This is a genomic window from Halobellus ruber (assembly GCF_014212355.1).
Taxonomy (GTDB): domain Archaea; phylum Halobacteriota; class Halobacteria; order Halobacteriales; family Haloferacaceae; genus Haloquadratum; species Haloquadratum rubrum.
Window position 1 is genome coordinate 12831 of sequence record NZ_JACKXD010000001.1, and the last position, 17000, is coordinate 29830.

At 55.4% G+C, this 17000-nt stretch carries 15 protein-coding genes and 1 pseudogene; 9 read left to right on the forward strand and 7 right to left on the reverse strand.

The window, feature by feature from the left end:
- Positions 1–67 precede the first annotated feature (67 nt).
- Complete coding sequence (locus tag H5V44_RS00050; protein ID WP_221625509.1) at positions 68–976, forward strand: phosphoglycerate dehydrogenase; 909 nt, start codon at positions 68–70, stop codon at positions 974–976.
- 9 nt (positions 977–985) lie between these two features.
- On the opposite strand, the gene H5V44_RS00055 is transcribed toward H5V44_RS00050, so the two are convergent.
- Positions 986–1795: an SDR family NAD(P)-dependent oxidoreductase gene (locus H5V44_RS00055; RefSeq protein WP_185191104.1), complete on the reverse strand. Its 810-nt coding sequence runs from the start codon at positions 1793–1795 to the stop codon at positions 986–988.
- Between the two features lie 108 nt (positions 1796–1903).
- On the opposite strand from H5V44_RS00055, the gene H5V44_RS00060 reads away from it, so the two are divergent.
- On the forward strand, positions 1904–2863 hold the full coding sequence (locus H5V44_RS00060; RefSeq protein WP_185191105.1) for a hypothetical protein: 960 nt from the start codon (positions 1904–1906) through the stop codon (positions 2861–2863).
- Between the two features lie 21 nt (positions 2864–2884).
- Here H5V44_RS00060 and H5V44_RS00065 read toward each other — a convergent pair whose 3' ends face one another.
- Positions 2885–3520 carry an IS6 family transposase gene (locus H5V44_RS00065; protein ID WP_185191106.1) on the reverse strand — a complete coding sequence of 212 codons (636 nt, stop codon included), beginning with the start codon at positions 3518–3520 and terminating at the stop codon, positions 2885–2887.
- Positions 3521–3625: 105 nt separating this feature from the next.
- Here H5V44_RS00065 and H5V44_RS00070 point away from each other — a divergent pair, with 105 nt between their 5' ends.
- Genes H5V44_RS00070 through H5V44_RS00080 form a run of 3 tightly spaced genes read left to right on the forward strand, consistent with a single transcriptional unit; the run spans position 3626 to position 6977 of the window.
- Positions 3626–4435 carry an FkbM family methyltransferase gene (locus tag H5V44_RS00070; protein ID WP_185191107.1) on the forward strand — a complete coding sequence of 270 codons (810 nt, stop codon included), beginning with the start codon at positions 3626–3628 and terminating at the stop codon, positions 4433–4435.
- A gap of 48 nt (positions 4436–4483) precedes the next feature.
- Positions 4484–5473: a glycosyltransferase family 2 protein gene (locus H5V44_RS00075; protein ID WP_185191108.1), complete on the forward strand. Its 990-nt coding sequence runs from the start codon at positions 4484–4486 to the stop codon at positions 5471–5473.
- A 58-nt stretch (positions 5474–5531) separates the two neighbouring features.
- Entirely contained in the window at positions 5532–6977 is a 1446-nt protein-coding gene (locus tag H5V44_RS00080) for a lipopolysaccharide biosynthesis protein (RefSeq protein ID WP_185191109.1), read from the forward strand.
- Positions 6978–7011: 34 nt separating this feature from the next.
- On the opposite strand, the gene H5V44_RS00085 is transcribed toward H5V44_RS00080, so the two are convergent.
- Together H5V44_RS00085 and H5V44_RS00090 are read right to left on the reverse strand one after the other, a co-directional pair.
- Positions 7012–8394: a sulfatase gene (locus H5V44_RS00085; protein ID WP_185191110.1), complete on the reverse strand. Its 1383-nt coding sequence runs from the start codon at positions 8392–8394 to the stop codon at positions 7012–7014.
- A gap of 179 nt (positions 8395–8573) precedes the next feature.
- Positions 8574–9170: pseudogene (locus H5V44_RS00090) on the reverse strand (IS6 family transposase).
- A 617-nt stretch (positions 9171–9787) separates the two neighbouring features.
- Here H5V44_RS00090 and H5V44_RS00095 point away from each other — a divergent pair.
- Together H5V44_RS00095 and H5V44_RS00100 are read left to right on the forward strand one after the other, a co-directional pair.
- Entirely contained in the window at positions 9788–10090 is a 303-nt protein-coding gene (locus tag H5V44_RS00095; RefSeq protein ID WP_185191111.1) for a hypothetical protein, read from the forward strand.
- 9 nt (positions 10091–10099) lie between these two features.
- A complete protein-coding gene (locus H5V44_RS00100; protein WP_185191112.1) occupies positions 10100–11818 on the forward strand; it encodes a hypothetical protein in 1719 nt (572 codons plus the stop codon).
- Positions 11819–11876: 58 nt separating this feature from the next.
- On the opposite strand, the gene H5V44_RS00105 is transcribed toward H5V44_RS00100, so the two are convergent.
- From H5V44_RS00105 to H5V44_RS00115, 3 genes are read right to left on the reverse strand one after another with little or no spacing between them, the layout of a single operon-like run.
- The gene (locus H5V44_RS00105) at positions 11877–12809 is read right to left on the reverse strand and encodes a hypothetical protein (protein ID WP_185191113.1); all 933 of its coding nucleotides are present in this window, start codon (positions 12807–12809) and stop codon (positions 11877–11879) included.
- Positions 12806–14158: a sulfatase gene (locus H5V44_RS00110; protein ID WP_185191114.1), complete on the reverse strand. Its 1353-nt coding sequence runs from the start codon at positions 14156–14158 to the stop codon at positions 12806–12808. Before H5V44_RS00110 ends, H5V44_RS00105 begins: the two co-directional genes overlap by 4 nt.
- Complete coding sequence (locus tag H5V44_RS00115; RefSeq protein ID WP_185191115.1) at positions 14151–14975, reverse strand: glycosyltransferase; 825 nt, start codon at positions 14973–14975, stop codon at positions 14151–14153. The genes H5V44_RS00110 and H5V44_RS00115 overlap by 8 nt, the downstream gene beginning before the upstream one ends.
- A gap of 42 nt (positions 14976–15017) precedes the next feature.
- Here H5V44_RS00115 and H5V44_RS00120 point away from each other — a divergent pair, with 42 nt between their 5' ends.
- Both H5V44_RS00120 and H5V44_RS00125 read left to right on the forward strand, forming a co-directional pair.
- Positions 15018–15200, forward strand: coding sequence for a hypothetical protein (locus H5V44_RS00120; RefSeq protein ID WP_185191116.1), 183 nt, complete (start codon positions 15018–15020; stop codon positions 15198–15200).
- Positions 15201–15613: 413 nt separating this feature from the next.
- Complete coding sequence (locus tag H5V44_RS00125; protein ID WP_185191117.1) at positions 15614–16951, forward strand: arylsulfotransferase family protein; 1338 nt, start codon at positions 15614–15616, stop codon at positions 16949–16951.
- Positions 16952–17000 lie beyond the last annotated feature (49 nt).

Sequence of the window (17000 nt, forward strand, 5' to 3'; positions counted from 1 at the left end):
ACACTCTCCGAACAGGCGATTACAAGATATTGTGATGAGTGACTATCGTGTCCTAGTTTCTTGCCCGTTGATCACCGATGATATCGATCAATACGCGGATTTGTTCGCAGAGTACAACATAGCGTACGATGTCGCGAATGTTGACCAGCAGCTCAGCGAGGATGAGCTACTCGATATCATTGATAAGTACGACGGAGTGTTGGCCGGCGACGACGAATTCACTCGTAAAGTCATCGCCGCTGGCGACCGACTGAAGATCATCGCAAAGTGGGGGATCGGTATAGATGCCATCGATACCGATGCCGCGGCCGACCACGGCGTTGCTGTCGAAAACACACCCGGTGCATTCAACGACGAGGTGGCTGATGTGGTGATCGGTTATGCGATTATGCTTACCCGACAGCTCCACCACATCGATCGTGCTGTTCGAAACGGTGATTGGATCTGTCCGCGGGGTGTTTCGCTGGCTGGAAAGACGTTTGGTGTCGTAGGGGTCGGTAATATTGGTTCGACTGTTGCCAAGCGTGCACACGCGCTAGGTATGAACGTTCTCGGTAACGACGTACGACCGTTCCCCGAGAGTCTGAAATCAGAGATAGATATCGAACGGGTCGATCGCGACGAACTGCTGGACCGGTCGGATATTGTCAGTCTCAACTGCGCGCTGACACCGGAGACTCGGAAGATGATCGGCTCGGAGGAACTGGATCGTATCGGGGAGACTGGCTATCTAATTAATACCTCTCGCGGTGAGCTTGTGAATCAGCCAGCACTCGTTGACGCACTGGACTCTGGGACTATAGCCGGGGCGGCCTTGGATGTGTTCGAGACGGAGCCACTACCGGCAGATGACCCGTTGGCGGACTTCGACAACGTCATCCTCGGATCGCACAACGCCCAGAACACTGCGGAGGCGGTCTCTCGCGTCAACGATCGCGCTGTGCAGAATCTCATCGAAGGTGTTGTCGAAGGCTGAAGTTCGGACTCACCACGCTCCGTCACCTCGTTGCTCGCTGTAATCCGGAACTGTGTCGTCTTGCATAACAGCACCGCGCCCGCCGTCGACGAGGAGGCTCTCACCAGTAATGAACGCGGCGTCGTCGCTGGCAAGGAAGGCGACAGCACCGGCAACATCTTCAGGGTGACCGATCCGTCCGACGGGATGGATCTTTTCGAGGTGATCGCGGTAGCCGTCGTCCATATCTTCGAGGGTTCGCTCGACGGCGACCCAACCGGGGTTGACGGTATTCACCCTGATATCCGGACCGAGATCCACCGCCATCGCGCGAGTCATACCGTTGATACCTGCCTTGACCGCATTGTACGGGAAGTGGGCTGGCATCGTCGAAAACGCGTGGTTCGAGGAGATGTTAATAATCACTCCTGTCTCCATCTGCTCGCTGGCGTGTTTGCTGCAGAGCCAGTACGATCGGAAGTCTGTCCGGAGGACTTGTTCCCAATCGGGGATAGAGGTTTCGTCAGCCGCGGTTTCGGTCTGGACGGATGCGTTGTTAACCAGTATGTCTACTCCTCCAAATTCGTCGACGGTCGCCTCGAACAACGCGGCAATATCGTCAGGTTCGCGCAGATCGGATTCAACGAAGCGTGCGGTTCCCCCCGCGTCCTGTATATCCTTGACCACAGCTTGACCATCGTCGGTTGTCCGTCCGGTGACTACGACGGCGGCTCCCTCGACGGCTAGCCGGCGAGCGGTCTCCGCCCCAATCCCCCGAGTCGACCCCGTGATAATTGCGACGTCGGAGTCGAACCGTGTCCGGATTTCTCTATCGATCATAGACAATTGATGTAACCTCCTCACGAGTATCTTTCCGTTTGGGACCAACGCCTCCAGCCAATTCTGCCGAACGAAAGGCTTTCATTCCGAATACCGCCTACCACCGATATGTCCGCTGACCTGTTTTCCCGGGCACGCGACGCATACAACGACGGAGGGATCCGGGAACTCTCGGTTCGAGCGAAGTGGTGGATGCAAGAAGAGTTGGTAAAAGCCCTCCAGCCGACGAACGACGGCATATACGTGATGGAGGAGGATTGGGACAACCTCGTCATCATCGATGCCTGTCCGCTACACATCTTTGAGGACTGCTGGGACGGAGCGGCGGATGTACAAACACGCACTTCGCGAGGTGAGACGACTGCGCGGTTCTTCCGGGAGAATTTTGAGGGCGAGACGCACTACGACACTATCGTCGTTTCTGGCAACGCGGCCACGGGCGATGTTGTTGATGACCTAGAGTTCTTCAAATTCGTCGGTCTTTGGGGTGAGGAGAACTTTCCAGACTTTGACCGCCAGTACCGAGACATCGTCCCGCCAGAGGTGGTCCTCGACAAAACGCTCGAACTCCACGCGGAGTATCCTAACAAGCGTATTATTTCGCACTTCCTGCAACCCCATCCTCCGTTCGTCGTCAAGGGCGACGAGAAACTTGATCCGGGCTCAAAGTACCGTGATTTCACCGCTGCGCGGCGCGACGAGGTGTCGTCGGAGACCATCCGAGAGATTTACCGCGACAACACGCGGTACGTCCTCAAGTATGTCCACGATCTGACCAGCGAACTTGACGGAAAAAGCGTCGTCACGACTGATCACGGGACGATGCTTGGTGAGGGGGTCCCACTATACTACCAGTTCCTACATCCCCGTTGGAGCGTCTTTCACCGCAACCGATTCAAATACGCCCACTTCACGCATCTCCGCCTTCCGAAGTTGGTGGAGGTTCCTTGGGTGGAACTCGACTATGAAGGCCGGCGGGACATCGAGGCCGCGGAGAATCCTGCAGGGATCGAGATGAACCGCGAAATTATCGAGGATCAGCTTGAGGCCCTGGGGTACCAGGCGTGACGGTACACAGATCGGTCGTGTTTAGTTTGGAGCATTGAGCCAGCCAGCAAATGCTTGGAGCCACTTTTCAGCAGTTTCAGGCTCTGCGTGGCTGAAACAGTTGGAGAACGAGGATGTTCGACGCTTGAATTCTCGAAAAATGCGTTCGATGGCGTTCCGATTTCCATTTCGTTCAGTTTGAAATCGTAGTCCAGCTCTGGTCAGCGCAGTTTGGAGGTGTTGAGCGCCATCAACGAGAAATACGGCGGATTCGACATCGTGTTTCTGACGAAGTTCTCGGAGAAATATCTCGGTTAATGCGGTCGTCGTAGTCGCAAACAGCCGCAGATGGAGTAACTCGTTTGTCTCGGGATCGGCGGCAGCGTACAGCCAGAATTGCTGATCGTTGACTCGAATCACGGTTTCGTCAACCGCAATGTGATTCGGGCTTCGACCTTCTGCGGGCTGTAGATCGGCCTTTTGTACCCAATCGTGGATTGCTTTGCGAGATCGCTCGACACTCAACTCTTCGAGAATAGAGACGGTATTCGACAGCGATAGTCCCGCTAACTGGAGTTGGATACATAGCTTCATCGCACGCTCGGGTGTCCGCTCTCGTTCCACAAAATCCAAATCAATCCAGTCTGTACATCTGCTGAGGCGGCTGATTTCTGGCATAGACCACCACAAAATCACGCCGCCTCACTCTTCATCCTTAATCAAACACGACCCACAAATCGTAGGACAAATATAATATACCTCTGTCGGTCACACTGAGACATAGTGAAGTCAGAGGATCTCGAATACTGCGATAGGTCCACCGGGAGATCAGAGAGCTTCGACTCAACGGGAGACTACCTCCGAAAAATCAGAGAGGTGCTTGCCCGCGGTGATCTGTTCCAACTGGTCCACGACGGCGTCCCGTTCGTCCACGACCGGATCGTGCGACCGCACTTGCCCCGCGTATACGAGACTGAGTACAATGGGGTGACAGTCTGCCCGGGCAAGCCTCTAGATAGACTGTTGCCGTGGATCGACCACGGGCCAGAACCCAACCACGAATCCGCGCTCGTCGACATCGTCGCCACGCACGTCTGCCCCGGTGACAACGTCGTTGCCGTCGGCGGTGGCTGGGGTGTCACCACTACCCACGCTGCCGAACGCGTGGGGGACGAAGGAAGCGTGGTCGTCTACGAGGGGTCGGCGGCCGAAGTTGAGAAGATCCAAGAGACAACCCGACGGAACGGCGTCGCGGACAGGGTCAAGGTCGAACACGTGATCGTTGGAACAGCGATCAGCCTCCGGGGGGAGCCGGGCGACGCCGCCGTAATCTCCCCGCTGGATCTGCCGGCCTGTGATATCCTGATATTGGACTGTGAGGGAGCAGAGATCGAGATTCTCCAGAATCTGGAGATCGAACCTCGGATAATCGCTGTCGAGTCACATGGCCACTACGACGCCCCCAGCGATATCGTTGCACGGGAGTTGTCGGAACTGGGATACGAAATCATCACCAAAACCGTCGCCGACGAGGGCCAGCGCGAGGCCTGCGTCGAGAAAGACGTGTACGTCTTGGCCGGGGTTGTTGAATGACACAGGAGCAAGCGTTAAGTCCGCCGCGATTGGCGGCTTTGACGAGCGATGGATGACGACCCTTATGTGGTGATTTCTGTCGTCAACTGGAACGGACGAGAGATATTGTCGGAGTGTCTCGCTTCGCTATTCGGAACTACAGACTACGACAACTTTGATGTTATCGTTGTTGACAACGGAAGCAAAGACGGATCCGTTAAGATGGTTCGCGACCAGTTCCCCGGGGTCAAAGTGGTCGAAAACGAAACTAACAAAGGGTTCTCTACGGCGAATAACCAGAGTTTTAAACTGGCGCTTGAGCGAGGCGCGGAGTACTTATTGCTATTGAACAACGATACCGTGATCACCGATCCTATGTGGCTGAGGGCGATGGTCGGCGTCGCCGAGTCCGACCCAGACGTCGGGATCGTGGGCTGTACGGTCCGCGAGCCCGATGGCTCGATTCACTACGCTGGCCGCCACTTCCCCTTGTCCAAACATTTGTTCGGCGATCTGACCGAGCGGTACGCGTACAACCGTTACCAGCGTAATTATTCCCCGGAAGGTTACGAATATGTAGACGACGTTACAGGAGCAGTGTACCTGATCGATGCGGCGGTGATTGAGTCGGTCGGCGGGCTGGACGAGGCGTACTCTCCCGCCTATGGCGAGGAGTCCGACTACAGCTGTCGGGCTTGGGACGCTGGCTTCCGAGTAGCGTATACCGACGCTGTGGAGGTGCAACATTCCAGAAATGAGTCCAGCGCCCGGCTTGATCCAATCTACCTTGATTACGTCCAGGTCCGTAACAAGACTCGCCTCGTGGCGACGAACTACCCCCTATCTTGGGTGGTGAGTGCCGTCCCCGGACTGCTCCGGATCGTCGCTGGCTTTTTTTTACAGGCAGAGGATGGGATTCGGCTCCGAGAGGAGTTCGTTGAGCAGCCCGCGAGGTCGGCACGTTATGCTATCGCCTATGTGCTGTATTTCCTGTTCCACGCCGTTAATATCGCCCTTAAGCGGCGATCGCGAGCTGACGTGGCAACGCTGCTTAAGTAGCGACCGGCGCGGAGAGAATCCATTCTTATACACTACGATCGAAAAGCAGACTTGACCGATGTCCCGGCTCAGTGAGTTGAACCTTGGCGGCCAGGTGGCGAAGACCCTCCTCGTCAGGATCGGCCTCGCCGCCTTCGGCTTCGCTGGGACGATCGTCTTCGCAAGGGCACTTGGCCCCACCGCGTTCGGCGGCTACTACCTCTTGTACACCGTCGTTCAGGTCGCTGACAGACCGTTTCGTGGATGGACCTCCGCGGTAGAAAAACGCTACTCCGAGGTCGACGCTCCTCGACGGGAGATTCTGGGCTCAGTTATCGTGTTCAACCTCACCGGATTGCTCGTGACCACGCCGCTTGTGTTCCTATTGCGGTCGCGGCTGGCGGCGTTCACTGGCGTTGAAGGGGCGGCGCTGCTGTTCCTGCTGTTACTCGGGGCGGAGGCCTTCTTTCACCCGCTGGACCAACTGGTCGCCGCGAAGGGTCGGATCGCCGTCGCTAATTATGTCGATGGACTGCGGTCGGTGCTCACCCTGGGACTGCAGCTACTGTTCGTTGCCATCGGCTTAGAGGTAGCGGGGATGATTTATGGTCTTGTCGGCGCGACGCTGGCGTCAATCGCGATCAACCTCTACATCGTTGGGCGGACGCCGTCAGTCCCTGGCATCGAGTCATTGCGTTCGATCACCAAGTTCGCCCGCTACTCTATCCCTGCTTCGATTGTCGGCCAAACGTATAGCCGCCTCGATTCGCTGCTTTTGGGTCTAGTGCTCACCCCCGCCGTCGCCGGAGAATACGAAGTGGCATTGAAGCTGACTGTTCCTGCAGTATTTGTCTCGAACTCAATCCAGCAGTCGATGTTCCCAAAGATGAGTAACCTCCACAGCCAGGGAAAAGAGATTTCGGCTGATATTGCGAATTCGAAGGCCTTTGCTTCTATTCTCGCGGTCCCGCTGCTGTTCGGAGCGTTCGCGTTGTCCGAGCGTATCGTCGTCACGGCGTACGGTCCGGACTACCGCGGCGCTGCCGTCCTGCTGATCGGCCTGGCGCTATATCGCATTGTCAATACCCAAGCCCAGATCCACGTCCGAACGCTAGAAGCGACAGACAGCCCCGAGACCGTGTTCAAGACGTCGGCAGTCGCACTCGCGGTCAATGTCCCCTTAGGATACGCGCTGGTGCTCAGTTACGGCGCCGTCGGCGTCGTCGCCGCGACGGTGGTTGCCGAAATGCTCCGCTATGTCCTGTTGGTCCTCGCGACTAGGCAGGTCGTCCAAGATGGACTCGTCCCAATGGAATTTCTCCGCCAGATAGCCGCCGGGGCAGTTATGTTCGCTGCCATCCTATTCGCGAAACCGCTGGTCAAGGAATGGTCATGGCTCGTTCTGCTCCTCGCCATCGGCTTCGGAGCTGTCGTCTACGCTGTCGTGTTGATTATGATTAGCCGGCGTCTCAGAGTCACTGCCCGCGGAATCCTTGCCGATCTCACTGAAGAGGGCTTAGCCTGATCACCGGAACTGACCTCAGGCCCCCCTGCGACTGTTACTCCCGATAGCCGAGGTCAGCTAGACGCTCAAGGGTTGCTTCGTCGTAGTCATCCTCTGTGGCCGGCTCTGTTAGCGGCTTACCCGCGCGGGTCCGCCACTCCGAGAGGGCGTCTCGCAGCCGTTCTACCTGTTCGTGTTCCTCATCGGAGATATCGTGCTTCTCGTCTGGTAACCGGTATAGAGTGCTCCCGCTGCCGTGTGACACCAATTTGAAATTCTGTGTTCGGAGACCGTTGATCGCTCCGATTGGCCGGCCGGTGACTTCGAACGACGGGTTCCGATCCGTATACGCTTTGTAGTCGACGACGCGTTCCTGACTGACGGCAAACTCTCGAGTCTCAGATGCCACGTTGACCGCGGCATCGAATTGGTCGGTCTCAGCGCCAGCGGCCGATAATAACGTTTTCATCAAATCAGCGTGTTGGACGATATCTGATTGACGACCGGACACGCCAGGGATTCCCGAAGCAACTGCCGGTATATGAATCAACGGGTCAATGACAGTGTGAAGATGTCCGTAGAGTCCCTGTTCGCCCAAGAGCTCTCCGTGGTCGGCTGTGACGACAACAGCGGACTCGTCGGCTGTCGAGGGAATCATTTCAAGTAGTCGGCCGATCATCTCATCGGTGTACGCAATTTCGGCGTCGTACATCGCCTTGACTGCCTCCCATTCATAATCCGACAACGGTAGGCCATCGGCAATGTATTGAGTCGCGTTCTCGTGGAGGTCAATGGCTATTTCAACGGCTTCTGTGGTAGAGGCGTCGATTTCATCGACGAACCGATCCTGCCACGCTAACGGTGGATAATACGGCCGGTGAGGCTCGTTGTAGTGGAGGTATAAAAAGAACGGCTCATCGTCAGGTACTGACTCAACCCACTGCCTCGCTAGGTCGTTGAGGATCAATGAAAACGAGTGAGCGAGGCTGTCGGTCGTTGCTCCCACTGAATGTGACCGGAGATTGGTAAGAAACCGGACTGTCGTCGTCAGGTTCGACAGTTGTAGCAGCGTCGACCGACTCACGTCATAGAATTCGTCGAATCCGGCGTCTGCTCCAACAAGACTCACACGGGGATTCGTTGTCACGCAGCCGGTGTGGTAACCCGCTGCTGAAAAAAGTTCAGCAGCGGTCGATAACTCCTCAGGTATCTCCCCAACGGCCTCACCCATCGCGACTTGGTGACGTGAGGGGTAAGTCCCGGTAACGATTGATGCCGTTGATGCCGCCGTAGCGACACTATGGGCGATACACTCCTCAAAGACTGCCCCTTCTTCGCCGATGCGAGCAAGGTTCGGGGTGGTATCTCGGTCGTACCCGTGCACCGAGGTGTGATCCGCTCGGAGACTATCAATCGTAATCCATATAATGCTCTTCATAAAATGTACAGCTGTATATGCATTTTAATCTTAGTAGTGGGAGGATATAATATTTGTTTCGGCTTCTATCGGTTTTGAATAATCTCTTTGGTACCATCTACTGTCGATAAGATCGTAATCATACATAATCTAATTCGTATTAAGCGGTAATATGAGATTGTTGTTCGGTCCGGTAGTGTTTAGTCTGGAGCATTGAGCCAGCCAGCAAATGCTTGGAGCCAATTTTCAGCAGTTTCAGGCCGTACGTGGCTGAAACAGTTGGAGAATGAGGAGGTTCTACGTTTGAGCTCTCGAAAGATCCGCTCGATGGCGTTCCAATTTCCACTCCGTTCAATTTGAAATCGGAGCCCAGCTCTGGTCAGCGCAGTTTGGAGGTTTTGAGCGCTATCGACCAGAAACACAGCGGATTCGACATCGTGTTTCTGGCGAAGTTCGCGCAAGAATATCTCAGTTAGTGCGGTCGTTGTCGTCGTAAACAGCCGCAAGTGGAGCAATTTGTTTGTGTCGGGATCGGCGGCAGCGTACAGCCAGAATTGCTGATCGTTGATTCGAATCACAGTTTCGTCAACCGGAACGTGATTCGGATTTCGGCCGTCTGTGGGCTGTAACTCGGCTTTTTGTACCCCAATCGTGGATCGCTTTGCGAGATCGCTCGACACCCAACTCTTCGAGCACGGAGACGGTATTCGACAGCGACAGCCCCGCTAACTGAGTTGAATACATAGCTTCATCGCACGCTCGGGTGTCCGCTCTCGTTCCACAAAATCCAAATCAATCTAGTCTGTACATCCGCTGAGGCGGCTGATTTCTGGCATAGAGCATCAAGAAATCACGCTGCCTCACTCTTCGTACTTAACCAAACACGACCTCCCGACTTTCGAGTATATCGCCAAAAACAACGGTATCCGGCGGGCCAACGACGAATTCATCCTCTCGACGAATCCCGACTTGGTATATTCCGAAGACCTGGTCAAATTCTTTGCGGACAGCAACCTTGACATCAATTGCTTCTACCGCATCTACCGATACAATGTCAACCGGTTAGTTCCGCTTGAGGCGTCTGTTGACGAGCGGGAACCGTTCGCCGAGTCGCACATGTTTAATTATTCGGCCGTAGATATTGGGTATGTGGCCACCAACCAGACGACAATGTTCCGAGAGGAGCTGAAACGCTTGGCCGATATCGTGGGGAAGAACCCATCGAAGGCGCGATTCTTCGTCACGAACCCCGGCCGTGTCGCCGACTTCCTCAGTGAAATCTACGGAAACGTTTTTTCCGAGACGTCCGAGGATGGTGTAGTCCTGAGGACGGATCAGGCGAAGACAGAGTTGTGTTTACAGAACCCGACGGCATCGACGATATTTTTTTACTTCGTCAGGAGATTCCCTCCTTATGACTGCCGAGAACTGGGCGGAGATGCACGGCTATCCCGAGAGACACACGAATCTTCATACAGATTTGTTCGGCTGCGTCTCCGCAGTGAAACTCAGGCTAACAGAGGCCGCCCTGAAGGAATCATTAAACACTTATTACCAGGAGCACGACAGATCTGCTCGCGACCCCCGACTGGCTATAGAGAAGGAAGGCCTCGTCGCGGAGGCGGAGAAGATCCTCAATACATTAGCGTTCAACCCCGAAAACAATGAGTCGTGGGGACTCGGCGACGAAACGCTTGAGGAGAGGACGGTAGCCTGACCGCTCCCGATGACAGACTCACGAACGCTGCGTGTCATCGAACGCGACGACGACCGCGACGACGCAAACACCTTCACCGTCGAACCCCGTCTGCGGTCGGTTCCTGCCCAGAAATTCGAGACAATCTTCCGCGAAGTGTCGGAGGCCGACGTCGAGACCGACACTGACCTCCCGTTGTACGGCGCGATACGCATCCACTTCGCGTTCCTCTTTGCCCAGAACGAACACCCGCCGATGGCGATTACACATCTCATCGTCCTCTATCGGCTCCTCGACGAGTACCTCGACGAACACGACTACGAGGCCATCGCCTGTGAGGATCTCAGTCCTGACTACCAGGCTGTCGTCGCCGACATCGCCGCCGACCACGGACTCGCAGTAAGCGGTGTCGAGCGCTTCGGCTTCCACCGGCTCGTCGTCGGCTTCTTGATTGGGATGTGGGGCTATCTGCGGCTCGTCGTCGGCCAGGTGGTCGCGCTGATATTGAAGCCGTTGTTAGATGGCCCGACGCCAACGGAGACCGTGTTCGTCCCTCATATAAACCGGTTCGATAGCATCCGACCGGTCCTCGATGCGTTCGACGAACCTCACGAAGTCGTGGTTCCCATCGCGACAGTATCGTGGTTGCGCTCGCGGACCGACCGGTACGCGGCGTTACACTCCTACGATCCAACCCCGCTAGATTACTTCGCCACCCCTACGACGGTCTTCGAGAGTCTCCGGCGTGGCTTTGCGCTCACCTTCGAGGTGCTCGTTACGCGCCGCTTTGACGCCCGGATTCGGACGTTCCTCGCCGAGTCGTTCGGCGTGACGATGCCACGAACGTGCTGGTACCTGCTGGGAAATCTTTTCGCCGTCCACGTCCCATCGCTGGCGAATGCGGTGGTCGCCGAACAGATGCTCACAACGCTAACGCCCAAGAACTTGGTCGTTGGTTCGCTTGGTTCCCGCCAACAGAGCATCCTGTACCCCGCCATTGACGTGGGGGTGAACACGTATCACGTTCCCCACTCCGCCACGACAGGGTACGAACTCCTACCGCCGACGGAGACGGTTCACTTCGTGACCGGCGAACACGTGGTCGATCATCTTGATAGCTCGGCGCAGACTTCCGGTGTGGACAATTTGGTTCCAGCGGGCCGCCCGCAGCTGCTCGGTGTGGCCGATCGAGACATCGCGCCACGAGACGACTCAGCAGAGGACGCGCTGCGCGTCGTAGTGGCCACCCAGCGGTTCCCGGACGCTCACCGCGAGGAGTTCATCACTGACGTCCTTGACGGTCTCGAAGCGGCACCCGTGTCGATTGATGTCGTTGTGAAGATCCACCCAAACGAATCCCCAAGATTCTACGATGCTGTGATACAGGACCGGCCGTATCCTGTCCAAGTCGCCGAGGCACACCTCCACGAGTTGCTCGCCGGGGCTGATTTGGCTGTCACAATCAATTCAAATGTCGGCTTAGAGGCAATGGTGTTAGGGACGCCGGTGGTCTGCGTCACTCAGTGGTCACCACTCATACGCGCTCGTCCATACGCGACGACTGGGCCCGTTCCCGTCCTGCGGTCTCGGGATGATGTCACCGAATTCTTCGCCGGCCTGGACCGCGAGACGGTTGCGGAGTTAGCCGACATTGAGCGGGAGTTCGTTGACGAGTATTACCTCCACGATAACGCAGCCGACGAGATTGCTGGTATCATATGTGCTGACGGATCCCACGAGAAGACATAATTATATCCGGAGCTAAGCCCTGGTTGGATGAAGTGAGCTGTAGACTTGACTCCCCTCGTCACCGGTAGCCCAGCGCGGACAGTCGATCCTCTACATCGTCAATTGTGTCGCTGACATTGGTCTCAGGGTCAAAGTCAGGCTCGTACCCTCCTTCGTCAATCGCCGTCGTCTCATACCACGGCACCTGCCTAACGACCGACAGCGGGACACGCGGATGTCCGTAAACCCCAAATTCGCCGGCGGCGTTCCCGTGGTCGGCACTAATTACTGCCCGTTCTGCGTCAACGTTTCTTAATAGAAGCTCCACATCGCTGAGAACGTAATTGAGGTTGGCCCGATAGGCGTCCCACACACGTTCATACGTGAGTTCGCCCCTCCGCAGCAGTTTCCACGGCGATTCCCACCCTTTCCCTTGCCCCAGTGTTTCAGCGTTCATTCCATCGCTCAGCGGATCAGGAACCGATGGAAGATGTGGTTGCATATAATGGACGATGAGACGGTCTGGACTGTGCTCGCGAGCGGCTGCGATTGTTCGGTCTGTCAGGGGACGAGCAGGGATTGTCCCTGCCTCATCATCCCAGGCGTACGTCCAGACCTCGTCGAAAACCAGAAAGTCATCCTCATCGAGGACGCGATAGCTGAATGGATTCCCGGTGACGTACGCTGTCTTCTGCATTTCGTCGACGTATTCGTCGCAAAACGTTCGCTGGAGCCACTCCAGCGATGAGCTTCCAACCGACGTCAGTTCGCCAGGCGCATCAAGGAACTCGTAGTCGTTATCGACCTCAGAAATGAGGTCAACCCGACACGCGTCAAGCAGGATCAGTAGGTCCCAGTCGCGGTCGTAGATGTTCTCTCCTTTTGAGTAGACAGTGTTAATTCGTCGAAGTCCCCCAACGTAGAATTCATATGCGCCAGCCTTGGCTGCGCTGACGACACCATTCTGGCGGGCCCGATCTCTCGTCTCCTGCACCCAGTCAATAAAGCTCATTCAATATATCCCAGTTCACGCAGCCGTTCCCGCGTCTCCTGTGTCATCTCGTCGTCGCCGTCGACGGCTGCGACCTCGCCGGACAACTGTCCCCGAAGTGCCTCTTCGAGAAATTCCGGATGCTCACCCCACCGATTCTCCCGTTCAAGTGGATCGTCCGGCCGATAGTACGCCTCCCAACTCCCCTCAGGGAACGACTTCGCTCCCCAGTCTCCTTCGGGATGATACAGGACCTTCCATTCCTCACCGACGGCGGCCGCGGTCCGACGGTCCGAATCGAGAATATTCTGAACAGTAACATAATCTCGATCCATACGCTCCTCCCCCAACAATGACGGACGATTGGCTATCCGGCGGTCGCTACCCGCAAGGTCGAGAATCGTGCTGCCCAAGTCTAGTAGCGTCGTTGGGCCTAATATTCGGCCTGTCTCACCCACGTTTTTCATCACGAGTGGGACGCGCGTAACTGTATCGTACATCAACGGTCGATGCCCGTAATTACCGTGTTCGCCGAGTTCGTCGCCGTGGTCGCTGTGTATAATCAGCGGGGCCTCATCGTACCCCGACTCCTCAAGCTCAGTTTCGAGTTGGCGAACGAATTCGTCGGCGTATCGAATCGTATTGTCGTACGCGTTAACAATCGACGGACGGCGTTCCCCGACGAGGTTCCGATACCGACGCATTGCGTAGTTGAGCGCGTACGTAGTCCGAACGCCAGGCTGATTCCACTCGTGGTACTCCGGCGGTGCGTACCACGGATGGTGCGTATCGATAAGAAGAATCCACAAAAAGAACGGTTCCGGAGCAGTGTCAATGAACTCCCGGATATCGTCCCACATTGCTTCCCACCTAGCGGGCAACTCTCCCTGAACGGTACGTTTGAGATCGACAACGAAGTTAGCTACACCCAGTTCGTCGAGGGTGTCGTACAGTTTGCTCCGCCAGCCGGATTCGGTATCGTTGTCCTCTACCCAGAGGTGATCCTCGTACTCGTCCCACCCACGATTCCACCCGAAATGACCGCTCATCAAGGCGTTATAATGAAAGCCGCCGGTGTAGTACCCTTCTTCGGAGAGCAGCTCCGGCAGCATAACCCTATCCTCGTTCGCTTTCTGCCAATGTTTCGGATTGGGCTCCTCCATACTCCCTGATCCGTGTTCACCCGTGAACATTCCGGTAAAACTCGCAGGTGTGCCGACCGCCGGTACCTGCACATCCTCGAACAGAAGCCCATCCGCGGCGATCTCACTCAGGCGTGGTGCCGTATTACGCTCGTACCCGTATATGTGCAGGTGATCCGCACGGACGCTATCCCACGAAACCAGGATGATGTTTTGATCGTCAGTCATTGATTGTACCCTCGAATCCGACATCACGGAGCAGGCGTGCGAACTCGAATCCGAACGTCTCTAACCCTTCCGATTCTCTGAATCCGACCCCAAGTTGATCTGCTCGCTGTGCCAACTCTTCTCTGATTTCCGGAGACAATTTAAAATACCAGCGGATCGCGCGGGCAAGATCTTCAGCCGTTGGATCTGCGATGAGGCGGCCGTCGATTCCCCTGATAAGTGTCGCTGTTCCGATTCGCGATGTCACGACGACGGGAAGACCGGCGCAAAGCCCTTCGAGCGTGATGACCGGAAATGCCCCCACCGGTGCAGGGAACACGATGAGCGCCGCCGATCGAAACAGTTCGTATAGTTTCTCTTCGGAGACGAACCCGTGTGAATGAATGTTCCCCTGCTCGGTGATCTGTTCAGTATCAGGACCAGCGAAATCAACACGCACATCCGCATCAACCCTCGAAATTGCATCCAGAAGTATATCCTGTCCGTTCTTCGAGCGGTACTTTCCGACACAGAGGATCCGGTTCCCTTCTGGGGTTGTATCAAGTCCGCGGAGTCGTTCGTATCTATCAGACTGTACAAACGGATGAATAATGCGCACTGGGCCTCCGGAATATCTCTGGGCCAGCGTCGCTATCCGCTCGCTGACAGCAAGTGTTCCATCTACAAAGGGTAACGATACACGGTGTGCGAGTCTACTCTTCGTTGTCCGCCCGGGAAGAGGATCCAATAGGTCATCGTACGTTGAGTCGGCCCCCAATGCGATGATTGGCCCGGTTTCGCTCAGAAACTTCGTCGCAATACCCTCAAGTAGTGGCACTCCTCCCTCCAGAAGAACCGGCCGTCCCTCAAACGAGTGAGAATGAGCACCTTGCAAACGGCTTCGGATACCTTTGGTACGACACTTGATGAACTCGGCACCGACGAAATTCGCCATCTTCTCGTGGACTGGATGCGGATCAAAGTAGAGAAAGACTGGACGTGGTCTTACCGTGATCCCTCGGCCAGTCATCGCATTATCAACACGGACGTGAACGGCCGATAAGAATACGTCGATTTGGTGTATATGGATGTGTTCCCATATGATGGCCTGAGAACTGAACGACGACATCCCTACTACCGCATCCTATGATCTAACCGTCCTTCATCCGCAGCAAATATTAGATGAAACCTCCGATTACATCAAAATCCAATGTTAAGCCGTTGAAATTATCAACAGCCATCACTGATACTGACCGGGAGCGAAGAGAATTCACCGTACACTACCACAGGCAGGACCAGCCAATTATCGGTCGCTCAGCTGCAACCTGTAAGCACTGTTCCGGATACGCCGGATCGAACCGTTCCCAAGCTTTCAAAATCACCAAGGTTAGACCGATGTTATTGCGTTTGCTCGCCATATCTGGGACTCAGTCCTAATCAGAACGCTTAGAACCGGCCGAGTCACCAACAAAAACAATGATAGACAAAGAAGTACAGAAGACAATCCTCCGAATCTCGCTTGCACTGATGGTAGTTCCATCATTGGTATATGTTGGTTTGGACATTGGACTCGTTTCTGCCAGCAGCAGTTCACAGGATTCGAACTATCCCGGTACTATCTCCGAGTCGGAACTTGAGGGGGCTACACTGATCGCTTCACAATCAGGTAGCCTCTCAGTTGCGTCAAAAGGTGGCACCATTATCGCTCGGATGTCTGCCCACGACGCGTATTTTGATGTGGATAGAGTCAAGCCGCTGGGGTCGGCGACCGTATTGTATGCTGCCGTCGATATAATTCCGAGGGACGAGTGTGGATGGCGATCGAAGTGCGTGCGAAACGTTGTCGAAACGTACAACCTCACGACCGGAGAAACCAAACTGCTCTACGAACAGACGATCCCTGACGAAACAGCGCCACAGTGGCACGATGCCGACTACATTGGTGACGGTAAGATCGTGGTCGCCGATATGTCCCGAGATCGGGTTTTTATCGCTAACACAACCACAGGAATCATTACTTGGCAGTGGCAGGCTGGGCAAGCATTCGATCCTTCATCCGGTGGCGATAATCCACAGGACTGGACACATCTCAACGATGTCGAGGTACTACCGGGTGACCGAATAATGGTTTCAATGCGAAACCAGGACCAGGTCATTTTTATTAACAAATCAGAGGGAGTTGACGACTCGTGGACATTGGGAGAGGACCGTGATCCCTCGGCAACTAACCGGACACTGTATGCACAGCACAATCCTGATTACATCACCCCAGAGAACGGCGGGCCAGCGGTCCTCGTAGCCGACAGTGAGCAAGACAGAATCGTAGAATTCCAACGTACTGAATCAGGGTGGACGCAAACTTGGGAATACGGCGTCAATCTCGGATGGCCACGTGATGCTGATCGACTTCCGAACGGCCACACCCTGATCACTGATAGTCATAACAAACGCGTGATCGAAATCAATGAACGAAACGAGATTGTTTGGCAAGCGAACGCACCTCTACCGTACGACGCTGAACGGATCGGGACCGGCCAGGAGAGTAGCGGTGGCGAATCGGCCGTTCGGCTGGGACTGTCTTCCGCCACAGAATCGTCCGCTGATGATTCACTCCTCGGACGAATCAAAGCTCTCGGCCGCCAGATATTCCCCGATAATATCGTAAACGCGATCTCATTCGTGAACTCAAAGTATCCAATCTCATTCACTGGAATGGCGGCGGCAGCCGTCAGTATTCCCCTACTGTGTCTGTGGATGCTGCTTGAGTTCCGATGGTCAGACTATACAATTGTGCCACCAATCAAGCAGAAGTGACGGTCCAATAAGATCACACGGGCAAACCGCTGTCGTAAGTTGATATTTG

What these genes read in the sequence shown, in the direction of transcription:
- H5V44_RS00055 (WP_185191104.1), bottom strand. Translation starts at nt 1,795, where the DNA reads ATGATCGATAGAGAAATCCGGACACGGTTCGACTCCGACGTCGCAATT.
- H5V44_RS00060 (WP_185191105.1), top strand. Translation starts at nt 1,904, where the DNA reads ATGTCCGCTGACCTGTTTTCCCGGGCACGCGACGCATACAACGACGGA.
- H5V44_RS00065 (WP_185191106.1), bottom strand. Translation starts at nt 3,520, where the DNA reads ATGCCAGAAATCAGCCGCCTCAGCAGATGTACAGACTGGATTGATTTG.
- H5V44_RS00075 (WP_185191108.1), top strand. Translation starts at nt 4,484, where the DNA reads ATGGATGACGACCCTTATGTGGTGATTTCTGTCGTCAACTGGAACGGA.
- H5V44_RS00080 (WP_185191109.1), top strand. Translation starts at nt 5,532, where the DNA reads ATGTCCCGGCTCAGTGAGTTGAACCTTGGCGGCCAGGTGGCGAAGACC.
- H5V44_RS00085 (WP_185191110.1), bottom strand. Translation starts at nt 8,394, where the DNA reads ATGAAGAGCATTATATGGATTACGATTGATAGTCTCCGAGCGGATCAC.
- H5V44_RS00095 (WP_185191111.1), top strand. Translation starts at nt 9,788, where the DNA reads ATGACTGCCGAGAACTGGGCGGAGATGCACGGCTATCCCGAGAGACAC.
- H5V44_RS00100 (WP_185191112.1), top strand. Translation starts at nt 10,100, where the DNA reads ATGACAGACTCACGAACGCTGCGTGTCATCGAACGCGACGACGACCGC.
- H5V44_RS00105 (WP_185191113.1), bottom strand. Translation starts at nt 12,809, where the DNA reads ATGAGCTTTATTGACTGGGTGCAGGAGACGAGAGATCGGGCCCGCCAG.
- H5V44_RS00110 (WP_185191114.1), bottom strand. Translation starts at nt 14,158, where the DNA reads ATGACTGACGATCAAAACATCATCCTGGTTTCGTGGGATAGCGTCCGT.
- H5V44_RS00120 (WP_185191116.1), top strand. Translation starts at nt 15,018, where the DNA reads ATGAGCACCTTGCAAACGGCTTCGGATACCTTTGGTACGACACTTGAT.
- H5V44_RS00125 (WP_185191117.1), top strand. Translation starts at nt 15,614, where the DNA reads ATGATAGACAAAGAAGTACAGAAGACAATCCTCCGAATCTCGCTTGCA.